Genomic DNA, 17821 nt, shown 5'->3' with positions numbered 1-17821 from the left:
AGCGTTAGAGTTAGCGAGGGATTTGTTGCAGGAAGAACTCCAGATCACCAGCCGTGGCGGCCCGTAGTAACAGCGCCCGCCATACGCTGTTTGTTGCCAGCGCCTGATCGACCTCCGCCCGGTTGAGCAAGGCGGTAGTTTGGGTTAACGTAGTAATATTGTCCAGCCCCGATTCGTACCGAGCCTGCGATTGAATGTAAGCCTGCCCGGCCGCTTCGAGCTGAAGGGGAGCTTCCTGTGCCCGAATCCTGGCCAGCTCAAATTGCAGAATAGCGTTCTGGTTGGCCGACTGCAACGATAAAGCCTGCTGATTATACGTCTCCTGAATGGTATTGACACGCTCCCGCTGTGCCGATACGGTATATTTGGTTCTAAACCAGTCAGTAGGTCGCCAGATGGCTGTTACGCCAACAATATAATTGAACGACCGCAGCGGTAAACCCGCCCCGAGTGACGGATCAATACGGAACGTGCCGTCGGGACCGGGTTGCTCACTAATGCCTGAACCCCGACCCTGCAACGAACCGAGTACCGAAACAGACGGCAGTGCGGCCGCTCTCAGCACCGATTCACTGAGCCTACCCAACTCAATATTTTTCTGAAAAACACGTAGCTGCGGATGAACATGCTGGCTTGAGTCGGGAATGGACGTAAAACGAGGCAGCTGGTTATAAAAAACCATCGAATCGAGCCGAACGCCTGGGTTCGGCTGGCCAATCAATTCCGTCAGACGTAGCACCTGTTGCTGGGCTAGCTGCTGACTTTCCAGCATCAATAGACGCGCCCGCGCCACTTCCGTATTGGCAACGGCACTGTCAATACCCGGTCGCAGCCCACCTTCCGTACTGGCCCGAATGATACGTTGCAACTCCTGCGCCCGACGAAGATTGACCTGCTGGATAGCGACCGACTTTTGCGCATTCAGGGCTAGCAAATACGCATCACAGACCCGTACCTGGTGCGTAAAAACTTCTCCTTCATAATCGGCTCTGGCCTGTTCAATCTGCAAACTGGCCTGCTTTTGCCGTAACAGCCGACGACCAAACGTAATAGCTTCCCAGTCGACTACCAGCGATGCACCGCTACTCCAGGAAGCCTGGTTGTTAAAGCCATCTGTCCGAACCCCCGAAATAGGCAACAGTAGCCCACCGTTCGATACGTAGGCACCACGTACCTGATTGGACGTAGCATTCAGCGTCTGCGCCTGAATCCCGGCCTGTGGTAACAAAGATAGACGTAGCGCCTGCGCATCGGCTTCAGCAGCAGTGATCGTAGCCAGTTTACCACGAATACTGGGATAATTCGTTCGGGCCAGATTCAGTGCTTCATTGAGCGTAAGCTGGGGTATTTCTGATGATGCCTGCCTTATCTGCGCCTGCGCCGGATCAACCAGAGCGGTCAGCAGAATAATTAATAAACCGACATGTCGTTTTTCTCTACCAAGCATAAGATTATTCTTCCTATGAATAATCTCAAAGCTACAGGCAGCAGATTAGAGCGAAATTAGAGCGAAATTAGATGTTATTAGAACGGATTAAGACGGTTCAACTGGCAATATGACTTCGGCAATCGTGCCACCGCCCGGTCGATTTTTCAGTTGAAGAACGCCCTGATGACTTGTAATGATTCGATGGACTAACGTTAAGCCAATACCAAAACCACTAATCGTCTGTACGTTTGACCCACGTGCTAAAGGCTGTATTATCTGCTTTTCTTCGCCCGGAACGAGGCCAATCCCTCGGTCTTCAACCCAAATACGAACCCGTTCGTGGGTGTCCATCTCCAGCGATAAAGTCACAGGTTGGCCATTGGAGTATTTAACCGCGTTATCCAGCAGATTTAAAAGCGCTGTTTTGAGCAGATAACTATTCCCAATGATACATACAGGCCGGGGTTGCTCCAGAACGCCATCGCTAACCTGAACGCTGAGCGACTGCCCCGCGTGCTGCAACCCGAACGTATCAGCGGCATCGAGAACACTATCAACAAGCTCCAGCGAGTGACGCTCAATATGGCCATCAACGCCGTCGATGCGGGCCAGTTGCAGCAGGCCATTCGCCAGCGCCGTTAGCTTATTCAGTTCGGTAACGGCCTGCCCCATGCCCCGTTTCAGGCTATCCGTATCGGTATCATACAGCATCGAGGTTTCCAGCCAACCTTTAATCGTTGCTAAAGGCGTACGCAGCTCGTGCGAAGCCTGGGCAATAAACGACCGTTGATTATCGACCAGTTGCTCCTGGCGGGTTAGCAAATCGTTGAATGCCTGCGCCAGCACACCCACTTCATCCTGCGGGTTCTCCGCTTTCAGTCGAAAAGTCAGATTGGTGGCGGTTGGCGAGCGGATTTGACCGATCAGGTTATTCAGGGGTTTAAGCGCCTGTCGGGAGAAGATATAGCCAACCAGAATAACCAGCCCAATGGCAATAGCATTACTGATCCAGAACAGATCGCGCAACTCGTTCCGATGCCGATACCCGTCCAAATCATAAGCCGTTACGATAGCCACGTATTCCCGGCCATCTATGGAAGGCGATACCCCCGGATACGTCAGCGCAACACCATCTTTCGGATAAAGATGACCAGGGCTCTGATATTTAAACCGAATCAATCGCTCCCGACGAACCCGACGCCGAAAGGCCGAATCAGCCATAAAATCATTCCGGGGTTGGCTGCTGTAGATGAGGCTATCCGATGGCGAATAAACAAACTCTACCTGCTCGGGCATCGACGTAATCACACTGCCCGCTACGTTCCCTTGTAGCGTCAGCAAATGCTCGGTTACCCGTGCTTTTTTTTCCAGCCGGTCTTCAAACGCACGCTGGCGAAAATTGGAGTAGGTACCGTAGATATAAATAGAAAAGACAAGCAGAATCAGACCGACCAGCAACGCAAACCACAGAATGAGTTTTTGTTTGATCTGCATAGCTATCCGCGTAAGACGTAGCCCATCCCTACCACTGTATGCAACAATTTAGTGTTAAACTCCTTATCGATCTTCTTTCGCAAGTAGTTGATATACACGTCTATTACGTTGGTATTCGTATCAAAATGCAAATCCCAGACTTTTTCGGCAATGTCGACGCGGGTAACAATGCGGCCCTGATTAAGCATCAGGTATTCCAGTAACGCATACTCCCGGCTTGTCAGGTCAATACGTTGCCCGGCACGGGTAGCACATCGAGCGCCCGTATCCAGGGTTAAATCGGCAACGCGCAGTACGGTGGCCTGCCCGGAAAACGTACTGTTTCGTCGGGCCAATGCATTGGTACGTAAGACAAGCTCCCGAAAATCGAACGGCTTCACCAGATAATCGTCGGCTCCGGCGCCAAATCCGCTTTCTTTATCCGACAAACTGTCCAGCGCTGTCAGAAGCATCACCGGCTGTCGGGGCGATTGCTTTTTAATATGTCGACATAAATCGAACCCATTCATGTGCGGCAGGTTGACGTCAATAATAATAACGTCATACATATTCATATCCGCAAATCGCTGGCCCATTAAGCCATCATAAGCCAGATCAATCTCATATCCTTCACTTTCCATTCCCTTCCGAATGAAAGAAGCCAGGCTCAATTCGTCTTCAACGAGTAATAACTTCATACAGTATGAACGTAACGTCTGGCAATGTATAGTTCGTTTAACTACGTGAAAGCCTTTTCGCTTTTTTCGCCCGCCGACACTACGTCTCATTTATCCAAAGCAGTGGATTTCTGATGGGTAAGTTGCGTAATACTTCCTCCACCTTTGGATCGTGGCTTGCCTGTTGCCAGGTTTTGAGCCAGTCCTCTTGATGATACGCCAGTGCGCCAAAAACCAGAAATGGCTGCGCTACCGGCCAGTCGTTCCAGTACATAACGTCGGGTTTTAGCGGCCATTTTTGTTTATCGACGACATACGGATAGAGATACGTAATGCCTTTTTGGATGCTACGTCCGTCTGGGGTTTGGTACGTCCAGAGATTATCGGTCGGCGTCGACAAAATCTGACAAATCGTGGCCATTGCATCCAGATTGAATAACGAATAGCCGTATGGTTTTGTCCGGCGAAGTTCCAGGGGGAAGCTTCCGTCCTTAGCCATCTGGTCGGGCAAGAGCACGGTCCGGTAGCGATTTCGGCAGACAGTCATCAACGAATCGTTACGGGTAAATCGGGCAAAAGCGGCTACCTGCATCACCCAGCAGGTGCCATGATTATTTTTGGCATTCATCTCATCGATGCCGTAGGGATGCGTTGTCAGCCAGGTCAGATAATCGCTGAACCACTGCCGAATAGTGGCCACCATCTGCTTATCGGCCTGTTTAGACTTCTCCATAGCCTGTACTCCCTGCACCACTTCCATCAAATGGATAGTGTCGATAATGCCAATACCGCGCCCGGTTGCGCGCCCTTTAATGGCCTGCGCATACAAGAGCGAGGGGTTCATGCGTGTATTTGGATCGACAAACCAAGCGTTAAGGTGCCGAAAGGCATGCTTAACATACGTATCGTTGTGCGTGATCAAATAAGCCGATGCCAATGCGCCTGCCACCCGGCTCAGTCGAATCATCAACTGACGATGAGCGACAAAATTATCTGGGTTGGTCATTCCATCCCGCTGCACGTAAGGCCCCTGCGGGTTGGTTGAATCGGGCCACCAGTAATCCCCTTCCGAAAAGAAATCGTGTTTACTGCCCGCGCTCCGGGGCGATGTTTTCGATGTGATCGAAAGCGGTTGTTGCTGCATGGCCCAACGCGCTTCGGCCAGCACATACGGCTCTACTGTGCTGATCACGAAAGCACGTTCCGGCAACTGTCCATTTGACGTAACGTAGTAAAAAAAGCAGCTAATTAGTAGTAAATAACGTAGCGTCATGATTCAGAGTACGCTTGTCAGGAATGATAATCAATTTGTCTCCCGGAGCGGGTAACCGTATAAGCAGACTCGCCATTGCCTATACTGTATGGGTTGATCAATAGACTTTTGGCCCTTACCGTCAAATTAGTGCCGTACAGAGCATGAGTAATCCCTAACAGAACGCTTTATAGATAGTGTATCAGTACGTAGCGTCACTACGTTGCTATGCCATGAATTGTACTCATCTTAACTATGCGCTTTTTGCTCCGATTCCCCTGCATCCTGTTGTTCGTCTGTTCGTCTACGTTTGTTACGGCCCAATCAGACACATTGATGGCTAACCACGAATGCCGGATTCGGGAAGGTATGCCGAACAGTTTGCAGAAACTTCAGGCTGGCCAGCAAGTGACTATCGGCTATTTTGGTGGGAGTATTACGGAAGCAGGAAATGGCTGGCGCGAAAAATCACTGAACGAATTACAACAGCGTTTTCCCAAAGCGTCAATCAAGGCTATCAATGCGGCCATTGGCGGTACGGGCTCCAATCTGGGAGTTTTCCGACTGAAACAGCACGTATTGGTCCACCAACCCGACCTTGTTTTTGTCGAATTTGCCGTCAATGATAGCAATACGCCGACAAGCGTTATTCATAAATCGATGGAGGGCATTGTCCGGCAAATCTGGCGGCAGAATCCGAAGACTGACATTTGTTTCGTGTATACCCTGAACGAGCCAATGGTTCCTACCCTGCTGGCTGGCAATCTGCCCAATTCCGTGGTGGCGATGGAGCAAATTGCGCAACATTACGGCATCCCGTCTATTCATATGGGACTGGAATTGATCGCCAAGGCTCGACAGGGAGAGGTCGTCTGGAAAGGCGTACAGGCCGATCACCCCGGAAAAATTGTGTTCTCGCCAGATGGGACGCATCCTTATTCAGAAACAGGGCACACCTTTTATGCAACCGCCTTTGCCCGCTCATTGACCAAACTGATGAACGTAACAAAACCAGTGGCTCATCGCCTGCCCAAACCGTTTGACGCCGAGAATTGGGAAGCGGCCAAAATGGTTTCGCTTCAGGATATTGCCCGAAGCCAGGATTGGCAGGTACTTTCTCCAGAAACCGATTCGGTGGCCCATCAATTACGCAATCGTTTTACGTATCTAATCAAATCGTCGAAACCAGGAGCCTCGCTGACCATCCATTTTACCGGTAACGTGTTGGGAGTCTATGACGTAGTAGGGCCAAACTGCGGCCAATATACCGTAAGCGTCGATGATCAACCCGATACTGATTACCCACGATTCGACAGTTTTGCTACGTATTACCGGTCCAGCTTTTTCTTCGTGCCAATCGACAAAGCCGGGAAGCATACGGTAACGCTACGTGTATCGCCCAAACAACTCGACAAAGCCGCCATTCTGAAAACCCGCAATAAGACAATCGATAACCCGGCAGCTTATCAGGAAAATGCGTGTTACGCCAGTCAATTGCTAGTAGTAGGCGATTTGGCGAACTAATACTCAGGCCCTGAGACGTAGCGCCGATTTCAAACTGATCAAATCGCCCAGCAATTTAGTTTCTGTAACCACGTATTCTTTATTCATTGATGCAGCCAGTCTAACGATCTCCAGATTCAACGTATCGATTTCTGTTCGCCGATTGTTATTAATATCCTGTAAGGTCGAAATCAGCTGCCCATCCGACGCGCTACTGATTGCCAGAAGGCTCGCCACAACCTCATCCGTATTGACATAAACCCCCGTTTCAGCGGCTATCGTCGCGCATTCGTTTATCACTCGCTTTGCCATACTCAACGCACGGTCATCGCGCTGAAATACTCCGTTGTCGACATCCAGGAGCGGGCAAATTGAATTAAACACACTATTCACAATCGCTTTTTTCCAGATTATGGGCTGGATAGCCCGTTCTGCCTTAAACGGGAAGATCGACGTATTCAGTTGTGCTGCAATCTCTTCCGCTACCTCGTCAGAACCTTTTACGGCGCCAATGGGCGACTCTGAAACCGGTTTAAATCGGAGCTTGCCGGGCGAGATTACCTGGCTCGTCGCAAAAAGAACACAACGGTACACAGCCGAGAAGTTAGCATCCAGAAAAGGCTGCTCAATGCCTAACCCATTCTGGAGAATAACAAGGGGCGAATGTCCGATTTTGGCCGTAAGTATCTGGGCTAGTTTTTCATTACCGTATGACTTATTGGTCAATACCACGATCCCGTCCAATTCCTGAAAATCGCTTAACGTACTGATGTCGACGGTTGCGTCAAGCGTCGTGTTGTCACTACGTATCACCTGAATGGTTTCACGGGAACGAGCTACGTTATCGATGCTACTCCGCAACAGCACTACTGGCTTGTGGTCAAGCGTGAGGAAAACAGCCAGGGCTTTTCCGATGGCTCCGGCGCCAAGAATATAAATTGGTTTCGTCATATTCGTTTGATACGTAGTATGGCTTAGTTCAACGATTTGGTGAGAAGGCTCCCCCCTTTGGGACCGAAGAAAATTAAATCATTGTAAACAGCTCCATTACGTCTGTCTCCAGCAACGCATCGGCAAAATGGTCTTCCCGCCGTTCTGATTGATAAAATCGACAATTTCTACGGCAGCCAGACGATTAGTTAACTAATTGATCGCCAACTGATACCACTCCGAAGCAGCCATGCGAGCCGTTGCGGCCCCTATACCCCGACTGGAGCCTGTTATTAGTATTATCTTTTTCATGATCAATGAGATTCTGGGTCCTCTACTGTTTCAAAGAGGTTTGACATTCGGCATTCCACTACGTATCGGCTTACAATAATCGACGTATTTTTGGTAGCGATACAGATACAGTTTTTCTAATTTCTGTGAGTACAGTTCAGGAAAACGAGTTTCGGACACAAGCCGTGTCGGAGCGTTTATACCTCCGAGTAGCTCGCGGTATTGAGCAGTAGATTCGGGATGGCGTACGGCTTACGAAGAAATTCAGGGCAACGAAAAACTCAGACGACAGATTACTCACTGGTCGTTTACGTGGGTGACCGCTACGAAAGTCATCTACGGAAATTACGACAAACGCTACGTATCAACAGCCTGCAGTATAGACGCGCCATTGCCGAGTATTTTCCAGCGGAAACTCGAATCAGTCAGCCACAGGGCGGCTTTTTCCTTTGGGTAGAACTAGATAAGCGAATCAGTACGGTCGAGCTTTACAAAATGGCCCTTAAACAGGGAATCAGCATTGCGCCCGGGCGTATGTTTACCCTTCAAAATCAATTCGACAACTGCATGCGGCTCCGCTATGGCCTTCCGTGGAGCGACCAATTAGAGCATACCCTCAAAACGCTGGGTACGTTAGCCAAATCGCTCTACACCCTATAAGTCAGCCCCGTAACCACAAAACACGCTGCAAGCCTTACCAGATACGTTACGTCAACTAGCCTGTTATGGAACCATCTCAATCTGTTTCAGCCAGTGCATACAGCGGCCAAACCACTCGTCGAAAGCGGGGGTTTTCGCATAACCGTGACCGCCCTGCGCGTAAACGTGCAAATCGGCCAGAACACCATGCTGCTGCAAGGTCTCATAAAAAGCCAGGCTATTCGAAACCGGCACTACTTTATCGTCACCGGCATGGGTTAAAAAAGCGGGCGGTGTCGTTGGCGTTACGTGTGTTTCGTTGGAATATAGAGCAATCTGATCCGCACTAGCCGCCTGCCCCAGTAAATTAGCCCGCGAGCCCGCGTGACCCATTTTTTCGCCCATACTAATAACGGGGTAAACCAAAATCATAAAGTCGGGGCGTAGTTTTACCTGAGCCGGATTCTCGATCAATGCCTTCTCATAGTGCGTACCCACCGTCGACGCCAGATGGCCGCCCGCCGAAAAGCCCATGATGCCAATTTTCTGCGGATTAATCTGCCATTCGGCCGCTCGTTCCCGAACGGTTTTTATGGCTTGCTGCGCATCCTGCAAGGGACCAATTGATTTATCAGTCATTGTTTTGTCGCTCGGCAATCGATATTTGAGCACAAAGGCCGTAATACCCCGATCGGTAAACGCTTTGGCTACGTCGTACCCTTCCCGTTTAATCACCAGTACGCTGTAGCCACCACCCGGACAAATAATCACAGCCGCTCCATTGGCTTTTTCCCTGGGCGGCAAAAACACAGACAGCGTAGGCTGCGAAACAGTCGAAACAATATCGCCCGGACGCTTGACTTCTTCATTCGGTACGTCTTTTGAGTTGGGAATAGCACCCTTATAAAGCGGAATTTCCTGTTGGGCCAGACACGTAGTGGCCCAAAGTACAGCAACAAAATATAGACAGATCGATCTGGTCATGGACGAATAATCAAGAGGCTTATAAGCCAGATAGGCTAATCGCGCCATTATTTACTCAGATTAATCGTATAATTTTTACGATACGAGTAAAATAGGACCCATCGCTCCATTTAGAGAGCAGATACAACCCCATAAAACATGAGTAAACTCCTCCGAACGGGTCAACATTCCCTGCTTTTTTTCTTCCTTATTTTCTCGGCAGAGGTCGTTGGGGCCCAATCATCTGCTACCAATAAACAGTCGCTACGTCTATTTCTTATTGGCAACAGCTTTTCCCAAAATGCGACCAAATACTTACCTCAGTTAAGCAAAGAAGGTGGCCACGAGTTGGTTATTGGCCGGGCCGAAATAGGTGGTAGTTCCCTGCAACGACATTGGGATCATGTAGAGGCCGCCGAGCGCGATCCCAATGATCCAAAGGGAAAACCGTATAATGGTAAATCATTGAAAATGTTGCTATCCGATGGCGTTTGGGACGTAGTTACCATCCAGCAGGCTTCTATCCTTTCCGGCGACGTATCGACCTATGAGCCCTACGCACGTAACCTGTACAACTACGTTAAAAAACTACAACCCAACGCTCAAGTCGTTTTCCACCAAACCTGGGCCTATCGTATTGATTCCAACGATTTCAGCCGGATTGCGCCGGGCGATTCAGCTAAGAATGCCCAGCAGATGTGGGAGAAATCGAGAGCAGCTTATCACACCACAGCGCACGAATTGAATATTCCTATTATTCCGAATGGCGATGCGTTCTGGCGGGTCAACTCAAGCAAAAAGTGGGGTTTCCAGAAAGACAACTCGTTCGACTACAACTCGGCCAAGGCCCCCGCTTTACCTAACCAGGCCAAATCACTACACATGGGCTACCGCTGGGATAAAGAGAAACTGGCTTTTGACTCACACCACGCCAACGACGCCGGATGTTATTTAGGGGCTTTAGTGTGGTACGGATTTTTGTATCATGAGTCCCCGAAAAAACTAACCTTCCGCCCCAACTCTGTCGATGAAGCTTTTGCCAGGCAGCTAAAAAAGGCCGCCTGGACATCGGTTCGGAAAGTCAGATAAAGATCAGATTGTAATTCTTTATTAGGCAGGGGGAGCCAACTGATAAAAAATCTCCGTTCTTAACTCAACAAACGGTTATACGGGATTCGTAATCGGAAAAGAGTGCCCTCCTGCTTAATTAGTTCGAACTCACCGTCTAATTGCTGGCTGAGCAGCGTAATAAGATTTTTCCCAAACGAACTTCGAGACGCTCCCCGCTCCCAATCTGACTGATCAATACCCGGTCCGTTGTCCTTTACTTCCAGTAGCAAATCCGATTCCGTATCACCGTCGGCCTGACGTAACGAAACGGACAAAAATGGCTGAAGAACAAATGTATAGGCATACTTCAGCGAATTCGTCACCAACTCATTAACGATCAATCCGATTGGCATTGCAATGTCGACATCCAGCGTCGCTACGTCTATCTGAAGCTGAAGGTCGACATTAGTGAGCTGATACCCGTATGCTTTTAAGAGACTTTCAACCAGATCGGTTAAATAGTCACCCATGTTCACCTGGGTAGTCTGATCGGTCTGATACAAACGCTGATGAATAAGCGACATCGCTTCTACCCGCTGCTGTCCAATACGCATGGTTTGAATAACGTCATCGTCATCGATGGTTGTGGTCTGCAGATACAGCAAACTCGATACAATGGCCAGATTATTTTTCACCCGATGATGAATCTCCTTCATCATTAACGTTAATTGATCGGACTGCTGCTGAATTTTACGTCGACTCGCCCGAACGCGCTCATAAAGATTGTATAACGTAGCCAACAAAACGGTCAGCAAAATAACCCCACCGACGGCTACCCATATTTTTCGGGTTTGCTGCGCATTCGCTTCTTCCAGCTTTATAATTTCAGCTTCTTTTTCACGAGTTTGGTATCTGGCCTCCAGTTCAGCTACCTGGCGGCTTTTATCCGCATTGACCAGGCTATCGTGATTAGCCATCTGAAGTCGATAAAATTGGAGTGCTTTTTGGTAATTGCCCCGTTTTTCCCATAAACGAGTCAGGTGCCCGTTTACTTCTTCCCAATAAGTTTGCGTTTCTCCTCCGTTACGTCGTATCCAGTCCGACGCCAGCTGGCAGTACTGTTCCGCTTCGTCCAGCTTGTTCTGCGGAATTAGCGCGTAAGGGATACTGAGATAGACATACCCCAGAAAATAGGTATCGCTATGCTGTTTACCAAAAGCCTCCACTTCTTTGAAAACGCGTTCAGAACGGGCATACTGCCCCATGTTCTTGTAGAGAAGTGCTAAATTATACTGGCTCTGGTAGACCGAAAGCGTGTCTTTAGCTCCCTTATAGTAATCCAGTAGTTTTATGTAGATTCCCAGAGCCTGCTGATACCGTTTCGCCTTCGATTCATAAATCGCCAGGCCCTGATACGATTCCATCAACAGATCGGTATACTTCTCTTTCTCGGCTATAGCCAGCGCCTGTCTCGTATAGTTGAGCGCCTGTTTATAATTCTGTAAACGGTCGTAGCTATTACTGATGAAACGTAACGTTTTAACAAATTGCCTGGTATTCCCATTTTCCCGAAAAACGCGCAGCGCTTTCTGGTACCAGTTGATGGCCTGAACATAATCGCCGGTCAAGTTGTACCAGAAACCCAGCCCGCGATAGCCTAACCCTATCGACTGCTGATCACCCGTAACCAGTGCAATATCGAGGGCTTGCTGGTAGGCTTGTTTAGAACTGACATATTGACTTGCATACGCCAATGAGTCACCAATATTCCGTAGTGTCCACATTTTTACGGAATCAGGGGCATGAGTTAGAGAGTCGGGCAAAAGGCGGTTTTGGGCAGTTGCATGAAGGGTAAGAACCGATAAGGAAATCAACAACAGAACGTAAACTCTCTTCATAAACGTAACCCCCACAAGCAGTATGCCAATATTCCCTTTCCCAGATAGACTTACATTACAAGAATATAAATTTAGCTTTATATTTGTTTTCCAGTGTTTTTATGTACCTGCTCAACGTTCTGATTTGTCAAAAGACTGTTACTATAGATAACAAAAAACACGATCAACCAAAGATTTTAGTACACTAAAATCTCTTATTTGGGCACTTAATCATCGCAAACTGAAAGGAATTTCCGTTTTTTTATAGCCGATTAATTAATTACCTCCGCATAATAAATATTAACGAGTAAAAAGTACTGTTTTTCCTGGATAAGCCGGTATTTCGTAACTGGCAATGATTTACATTAGATAAACTCTGCGTAATCTCTTTTGAAGCCATGACTGCAACTTCTGCTAAGCCTATTTCTATTCTAATCGTTGAAGACGAAGCTATCCTGGCCCTGGAGCTTTGTTTAAAACTGGAAGCAGAAGGCTATATCATTGCAGGCACAGCTACAACAGGACGTCAGGCGCTGGCCCTTCATAAAGAGCAGGCCGCCGATATAGCCATTTGCGATATTAATCTACGGGGCGATTGGAATGGCATAGAAACAGCGCGGCAACTAGCCTCCGAAAGCCCGATCCCGATTATTTATTTATCAGCGCTAACCGATCGGGAAACGCTCGAACAAGCTAAAGTCACTAAACCAGCCGCCTACCTAACCAAACCCGTTACGACCGATAGCTTACGCATTGCCATCGAAATTGCGCTCAGCAACTTTGCCTACATCACCAATACTGGCAAAGCCCCCGCAAACGATCCCATAACCATACCGATGAATGCCCGCGAGGGAGAAACCATTCTGCAGGTTGGCGACTATATATTTATCAAACAGAACTACCAGTTTGTTCGCCTGCATAAAGGCGAGGTGCTTTACGTTGAAGCCGAAGATAAATACACAACCGTTGTTACGCCAACACGCAAGTTTGTGTTACGTATCTCGCTAGCGGTATTACTGCAACGATTGGCCGATATGGCCCTTATTCGGGTGCATCGCTCCTACGCCGTAAACCTCTCTCATGTAGAGTCGTTCAGCGACTATGAAGTACAGGTTCCTGGCCAAACGGTTCCTCTTGGCCGGGTTTATAAAGAGGAATTTCTGCATCATTTCCGGTTCAGGTAAGTAGCCCTGACTAACTCACGCCCAAAAGCGTGTCGTTTACTCCATGTACCCTGCTGTTCACGGCAAATCGCTTTTCGGGTAACGCCAAACGTATAGCTTTGGTATGCAATTCGAATGCAGCGTCATTCCCTACCTAATACCTTCCTCTTTTTATGAAACCAATAAATCGTTCTACACTGTTCAGCGTTATTCACTCAACGGATAGAGTGATCCACGTCGTATCCAGAAGCGTCCCTCATTAGTTGCTGGATCAATTTATTGTCTAGCCAAGGCCAGATACGGCCACCTCGCGCCCGTGCGGCACTACAATACTTATTTCCTGATTGACAGTCAATAAACGGCTATGCGCTACTCCAGAGTCCAGCTGGCCGTTCCCATTGCGTTATGAGGAGGGTCAGGCATTGTCAGTTGCTTTCGTTAGCCTACATCCGGCACTTATTTACCTGTTTTTTTTCTGCTCTATACCCGTTCAATTCGTGATTCCTTAACAAAAACAATACGTATGGAAGTCAATTCTGTTGAAAACAACAAAAAGATTATGCGCTTCATTGTTGAGAGCAATGATGCCAGAACATTTGATGCCTACCTCGATCTGGTTGCCGAAGATTTTGTGGGACATACCCACTTTGTTCCCGGCGATCTGCATGGCAATAAATCCTTAGGCGAGTTTTTTTACGTAACAGAAGAAGTTGCCTTCCCGGATGGCTCTCACACAATCCACAACCTCTACGGTGAAGATGATAAGGTTACGTTGGAGCTCTCTTATCTGGGAACGTTTACCGGCCCCCTGCCAGACGGAACGCCCCCCAACGGCAAGCAAATCAAATTCCACTACAACATTATCTGTCGTTTTGCCAATGGTAAGCTGGCCGAATTATGGTGGTTCCCGTACGACTCCTATTCGCTGATGAAAGACCTGGGCATGATTCAATAAGTAACTGGTTATGCATTTCAAGGAAAAACTTGCTTCTGGAAACCCCGTATATGGGCTAACCTTAACCATTGGGAATCCTCAACTGGCCGAACTGGTTGCTCATATTGGATTCGACTGGCTTTGGATTGAAGCTGAGCATACGAGCATGAGTCTCGAAACGATTCAAGCCCAACTACAGGCCGTTTCGGGCACCCAAACGCAGGCGATTGTCCGTGTCGACTGTAACGATCAGACTATTATCAAGCGGGTGCTGGATACGGGCCCTGACGGCATCATCATTCCGTCTGTCAACAGCAAGGAAGATGCCGAAAAAGCCATCCGATTCACGAAATACCCTCCTCTGGGCGAACGGGGTATTGGTCTGGCCAGAGCACAAGGCTACGGCCTCAACCTGGGCAATTACATAAAAACGGCCAACGACAACGTAGCAACGATTTTTATGATTGAACACATTGCGGCCGTTCAGAATATCCACGACATTCTACAGGTTGAGGGGTTAGACGCCGTTATTGTTGGCTCACTGGATCTGGCCGGTAGCATGAATCTGCAGAACGATTTAGGCAATCCAGCCATTGAAGCAGAGGTACAAAAGGTATTGCAGGCTTGTAAAGACGCCGGTATTCCCTGTGGTACGTTTGCCGGTGATCCCAATCAGGCGAAGGCACGAATTAAGGAAGGTTTTCGGCTGGTAACGCTGGGAGCCGACGTACTGATCCTGGCCTCAGCTACCAAAAATTTGCTCGATACGGTGAAGCAAAACTAATGTAACAAGGGGTCCGATTAACTCACGCCCAAAAGCGCGTCGTTCACTCCATGTGACTCGTTGTTCACGGCAAATCGCTTCTTCGTTAATTCTAAACCTCTAGCTTTGGTATACAATACGAGAGCAAAAATCGTTGACCACTTTCGACCTTCCCTTTTTATGAAACACGTAACTTTTTCGCAACAATTCAGGTCGGTCTTGTACTACACATAGTGTTGTACAGATTGATTCTTTCCTTTTTTCCAGTCAGTTGGTTTTAACGCCTTCACTCCTTACCCGAGTGCGCTGGCTGTGCTACGCACTTATTTCTCTTTTTATTAAAACTACTCTGTTAAATGTCAAAGAAAATTCTGGCTATCCTATCAGAATACGGATACTGGGGAATAGAATTAGTAGGCCCCTTGACAAAACTTGAAGAAGCTGGGTATACGGTCGAATTTATGACCCCTAAGGGAAAGAAAGCGGAAGCCTTACCCCCCAGCTACGACACAACGTATATGGACCCACCGTTAGGCGTTTGTGTAACGACTCCCGAGGCTGCCGACATGGTAAAGGCATTCGAAGCAACCAACCGCCTGGAAGAACGGCGTAATATGTCGGAGGTAGTTCCAGAACGGCCCTACTTTTCAACACCCAACTTTCTGAGAGAATTCGAAAAGTATTACAGTGACTTGAAGATAGCTCAGGAGGATCTCACGAGTGAATACGCTGGCTTACTGCTGGTTGGTGGCAGTGGACCGATCATCGATATCGTTAACAATCAGCGGGTTCACGATATTATTCTTGCCTTTTACAAGAAAGATATGCCAATCGGTGCTATCTGCTACGGCGTAGCACCGTTAGTGTTTGCCCGCGACTTTAACGAACGTCGATCCATTATCCGGGGCAAACACGTTACGGGTCACTGCATCGAATATGACTATCACGATGGTACGGGCTTCCTGAATACCGATCTGAACATGGGGCCACCACCCTATGTCCTGGAATATATTCTTAGTGATGCCGTTGGTCCCGAGGGCCAGTATCATGGCAATTTTGGCAAAGAAACGTCTGTTATTGTCGACTATCCGTTCATTACGGCCCGTTCGCTACAGTGTTCGCTTGAGTTTGGTGATCAGTTTGTTAACGTACTGGATAACGGGTTGAAACGCTATGGCTGGTAAGACCGGTAATCAGAAAATCATCGAACAGTTCCTGGCCGACGGCATGGATCACATGTTTGGCAATCCGGGTACGGTAGAACAGGGTTTCCTGGACGCCGTAGCTGAATACCCAGAGATGAAGTACATCCTGACGCTTCAGGAGTCGGTGGCCGTTATGATGGCCGACGGCTACGCTCGGGCTACGCAAAAGCCAACGATTGTGCAGCTGCACAGCTCCCCCGGCATCGGAAATGCCGTAGGGGCGTTATATCAGGCAAAACGGGGGCATGCTCCTCTGGTTGTGATTGGCTCCGACGCTGGGCTCCAGTACATGAACATGGATTCCCAAATGGCCAACGACCTCGTTGCCATGATGGAACCCGTAACCAAGTACTCGACCATGGTGCTATCGCCCAAGTCGCTGTTACGTACGTTACGTCGTGCCATCAAAATAGCGTCTACTCCGCCGATGGCTCCGGTGTATATCTGTATGCCCATGGACGTACTGGATGCCATCAACGACGAGCCGGTTTTCCCCACTCATATTCCATCAACCCGCGTAGCACCAGCTCCCGAACAAATTGAAGAAGCCGCCCAATGGCTAATAGCGGCCGAAAAACCAACCATTTTTGCGGGTGACGGTGTTGCTTATTCAGGCGCGAACAGCGAACTGGAAAAAGTGGCAGAACTGCTCGGAGCCGATGTGTATGGCGCTGAATTCGGCGACATATTCATGGATAATACGCATCCTTTGTATAAGGGAACTACGGGCCACATGTTTGGTGATTTTAGCTATCCGATCACCAGTCAGAACGATGCCAATCTAATCGTTGGCACCTACATGCTACCGGAGGTTTTCCCTCATCTGGACGATATTTATAAACCAGATGCGAAGGTGATTCATTTCGATCTGAACGCCTACGAGATAGCGAAAAACCATCGAGTTGATCTGGGCGTTGTCAGCGATCCCAAGCTTTCGTTGGCAGCCCTGGCCGCAGCCATTGAAAGGCTACAGACGAGCGAACAAAAGACAGCAGCCGAAGGGCGTTTGCAGGCGGCTCGCGAGGCCCAGAAAGCCAGGGCAGCCAAAACACCCGAGCCTGTTGTAGACGGCAAACCGCTGAAAATGGCGCAATTCGCCGACGTACTGGCTCAGAAAGTACCGCAGGACGTCATCATTTTCGACGAAGCCCTAACTAGTTCAGGCGCCGTACAACAGGCCATTCCACCCCGCCTGCCGGGCTCGTATTTTATCACCCGTGGTGGTTCATTGGGCGTTGGTTTTCCGGGTGCCATTGGCGCCAAACTGGCTAATCCTGATAAAACCGTTATAGGTTTTTCGGGCGATGGCGGTAGCATGTATACGATCCAGACCCTATGGTCTGCGGTTCGCCACAACGCAGGAGCCAAATTTGTTGTATGCAACAACGGTTCCTATAAACTGCTGCAACTGAACATCGACGTGTACTGGAAAGAACGTAGCATCGACAGTCACAACTATCCGCTTTCGTTTGATCTATCGTACCCAGCCATCCGGTTCGACATACTGGCTCAATCGATGGGTGTCGATGCGGTACGTGTTGAAAAGCCCGAAGAGATTGGCCCCGCCATTGATCGAATGCTAGCCGACGACAAACCGTTTCTGATTGATTTGGTCCTGGAAGGCAACTTCCATCCAGACTGGGTCAAAACCAACTGTTCTCAATAAGACATC

The 17821-nt window shown here is 48.8% G+C and carries 15 protein-coding genes; 8 read left to right on the top strand and 7 right to left on the bottom strand.

The window, feature by feature from the left end; all coding sequences use genetic code 11:
• Positions 1-10: 10 nt before the first annotated feature.
• The 4 genes from GK108_RS05875 to GK108_RS05860 all read right to left on the bottom strand — a co-directional run bounded on the left by GK108_RS05875 (position 11) and on the right by GK108_RS05860 (position 4852).
• The gene (locus GK108_RS05875; RefSeq protein ID WP_163944328.1) at positions 11-1447 is read right to left on the bottom strand and encodes a TolC family protein; all 1437 of its coding nucleotides are present in this window, start codon (positions 1445-1447) and stop codon (positions 11-13) included.
• Positions 1448-1534: 87 nt separating this feature from the next.
• Positions 1535-2923, bottom strand: a complete 1389-nt coding sequence (locus tag GK108_RS05870) for a sensor histidine kinase (RefSeq protein ID WP_163944325.1) — start codon at positions 2921-2923, stop codon at positions 1535-1537.
• Between the two features lie 2 nt (positions 2924-2925).
• A complete protein-coding gene (locus tag GK108_RS05865; protein WP_163944322.1) occupies positions 2926-3600 on the bottom strand; it encodes a response regulator transcription factor in 675 nt (224 codons plus the stop codon).
• A 79-nt stretch (positions 3601-3679) separates the two neighbouring features.
• Positions 3680-4852 carry an alginate lyase family protein gene (locus tag GK108_RS05860; RefSeq protein WP_163944319.1) on the bottom strand — a complete coding sequence of 391 codons (1173 nt, stop codon included), beginning with the start codon at positions 4850-4852 and terminating at the stop codon, positions 3680-3682.
• A 234-nt stretch (positions 4853-5086) separates the two neighbouring features.
• Between GK108_RS05860 and GK108_RS05855 the strand changes: the two genes are divergently transcribed.
• Positions 5087-6355, top strand: a complete 1269-nt coding sequence (locus GK108_RS05855; protein ID WP_163944316.1) for a GDSL-type esterase/lipase family protein — start codon at positions 5087-5089, stop codon at positions 6353-6355.
• A 3-nt stretch (positions 6356-6358) separates the two neighbouring features.
• On the opposite strand, the gene GK108_RS05850 is transcribed toward GK108_RS05855, so the two are convergent.
• Entirely contained in the window at positions 6359-7285 is a 927-nt protein-coding gene (locus GK108_RS05850) for a ketopantoate reductase family protein (RefSeq protein ID WP_163944313.1), read from the bottom strand.
• Between the two features lie 582 nt (positions 7286-7867).
• Here GK108_RS05850 and GK108_RS05845 point away from each other — a divergent pair.
• Complete coding sequence (locus tag GK108_RS05845) at positions 7868-8215, top strand: aminotransferase class I/II-fold pyridoxal phosphate-dependent enzyme (protein ID WP_163944310.1); 348 nt, start codon at positions 7868-7870, stop codon at positions 8213-8215.
• Positions 8216-8278: 63 nt separating this feature from the next.
• On the opposite strand, the gene GK108_RS05840 is transcribed toward GK108_RS05845, so the two are convergent.
• Complete coding sequence (locus GK108_RS05840) at positions 8279-9226, bottom strand: alpha/beta hydrolase (protein ID WP_246224722.1); 948 nt, start codon at positions 9224-9226, stop codon at positions 8279-8281.
• A 90-nt stretch (positions 9227-9316) separates the two neighbouring features.
• Between GK108_RS05840 and GK108_RS05835 the strand changes: the two genes are divergently transcribed.
• Positions 9317-10246 carry a DUF4886 domain-containing protein gene (locus GK108_RS05835; RefSeq protein ID WP_163944305.1) on the top strand — a complete coding sequence of 310 codons (930 nt, stop codon included), beginning with the start codon at positions 9317-9319 and terminating at the stop codon, positions 10244-10246.
• A gap of 59 nt (positions 10247-10305) precedes the next feature.
• Here the strand turns inward: GK108_RS05835 and GK108_RS05830 are convergent, their stop codons facing one another.
• On the bottom strand, positions 10306-12105 hold the full coding sequence (locus GK108_RS05830; protein ID WP_163944303.1) for a tetratricopeptide repeat-containing sensor histidine kinase: 1800 nt from the start codon (positions 12103-12105) through the stop codon (positions 10306-10308).
• A 377-nt stretch (positions 12106-12482) separates the two neighbouring features.
• Here GK108_RS05830 and GK108_RS05825 point away from each other — a divergent pair, with 377 nt between their 5' ends.
• From GK108_RS05825 to GK108_RS05805, 5 genes are all read left to right on the top strand, one after another.
• Positions 12483-13268, top strand: coding sequence for a response regulator (locus tag GK108_RS05825; RefSeq protein ID WP_163944300.1), 786 nt, complete (start codon positions 12483-12485; stop codon positions 13266-13268).
• A gap of 502 nt (positions 13269-13770) precedes the next feature.
• Positions 13771-14202, top strand: a complete 432-nt coding sequence (locus GK108_RS05820; protein ID WP_163944297.1) for an ester cyclase — start codon at positions 13771-13773, stop codon at positions 14200-14202.
• A gap of 10 nt (positions 14203-14212) precedes the next feature.
• Positions 14213-14965, top strand: a complete 753-nt coding sequence (locus tag GK108_RS05815; RefSeq protein ID WP_163944293.1) for an HpcH/HpaI aldolase family protein — start codon at positions 14213-14215, stop codon at positions 14963-14965.
• A gap of 335 nt (positions 14966-15300) precedes the next feature.
• Positions 15301-16128: a type 1 glutamine amidotransferase domain-containing protein gene (locus GK108_RS05810; protein WP_163944290.1), complete on the top strand. Its 828-nt coding sequence runs from the start codon at positions 15301-15303 to the stop codon at positions 16126-16128.
• Entirely contained in the window at positions 16118-17815 is a 1698-nt protein-coding gene (locus GK108_RS05805) for a thiamine pyrophosphate-binding protein (protein ID WP_163944287.1), read from the top strand. Before GK108_RS05810 ends, GK108_RS05805 begins: the two co-directional genes overlap by 11 nt.
• The last annotated feature ends 6 nt before the right edge of the window (positions 17816-17821 follow it).

Source organism: Spirosoma terrae (assembly GCF_010435915.1).
Classification (GTDB): Bacteria; Bacteroidota; Bacteroidia; order Cytophagales; family Spirosomataceae; genus Spirosoma; species Spirosoma terrae.
This window is presented reverse-complemented; position numbering and strand designations above follow the sequence as displayed.

Excerpts from the sequence above, each read along its gene's own strand:
- GK108_RS05875 (WP_163944328.1), bottom strand. The coding sequence starts at position 1,447 with ATGCTTGGTAGAGAAAAACGACATGTCGGTTTATTAATTATTCTGCTG.
- GK108_RS05870 (WP_163944325.1), bottom strand. The coding sequence starts at position 2,923 with ATGCAGATCAAACAAAAACTCATTCTGTGGTTTGCGTTGCTGGTCGGT.
- GK108_RS05865 (WP_163944322.1), bottom strand. The coding sequence starts at position 3,600 with ATGAAGTTATTACTCGTTGAAGACGAATTGAGCCTGGCTTCTTTCATT.
- GK108_RS05860 (WP_163944319.1), bottom strand. The coding sequence starts at position 4,852 with ATGACGCTACGTTATTTACTACTAATTAGCTGCTTTTTTTACTACGTT.
- GK108_RS05855 (WP_163944316.1), top strand. The coding sequence starts at position 5,087 with ATGCGCTTTTTGCTCCGATTCCCCTGCATCCTGTTGTTCGTCTGTTCG.
- GK108_RS05850 (WP_163944313.1), bottom strand. The coding sequence starts at position 7,285 with ATGACGAAACCAATTTATATTCTTGGCGCCGGAGCCATCGGAAAAGCC.
- GK108_RS05840 (WP_246224722.1), bottom strand. The coding sequence starts at position 9,226 with ATGGCGCGATTAGCCTATCTGGCTTATAAGCCTCTTGATTATTCGTCC.
- GK108_RS05835 (WP_163944305.1), top strand. The coding sequence starts at position 9,317 with ATGAGTAAACTCCTCCGAACGGGTCAACATTCCCTGCTTTTTTTCTTC.
- GK108_RS05830 (WP_163944303.1), bottom strand. The coding sequence starts at position 12,105 with ATGAAGAGAGTTTACGTTCTGTTGTTGATTTCCTTATCGGTTCTTACC.
- GK108_RS05825 (WP_163944300.1), top strand. The coding sequence starts at position 12,483 with ATGACTGCAACTTCTGCTAAGCCTATTTCTATTCTAATCGTTGAAGAC.
- GK108_RS05820 (WP_163944297.1), top strand. The coding sequence starts at position 13,771 with ATGGAAGTCAATTCTGTTGAAAACAACAAAAAGATTATGCGCTTCATT.
- GK108_RS05815 (WP_163944293.1), top strand. The coding sequence starts at position 14,213 with ATGCATTTCAAGGAAAAACTTGCTTCTGGAAACCCCGTATATGGGCTA.
- GK108_RS05810 (WP_163944290.1), top strand. The coding sequence starts at position 15,301 with ATGTCAAAGAAAATTCTGGCTATCCTATCAGAATACGGATACTGGGGA.
- GK108_RS05805 (WP_163944287.1), top strand. The coding sequence starts at position 16,118 with ATGGCTGGTAAGACCGGTAATCAGAAAATCATCGAACAGTTCCTGGCC.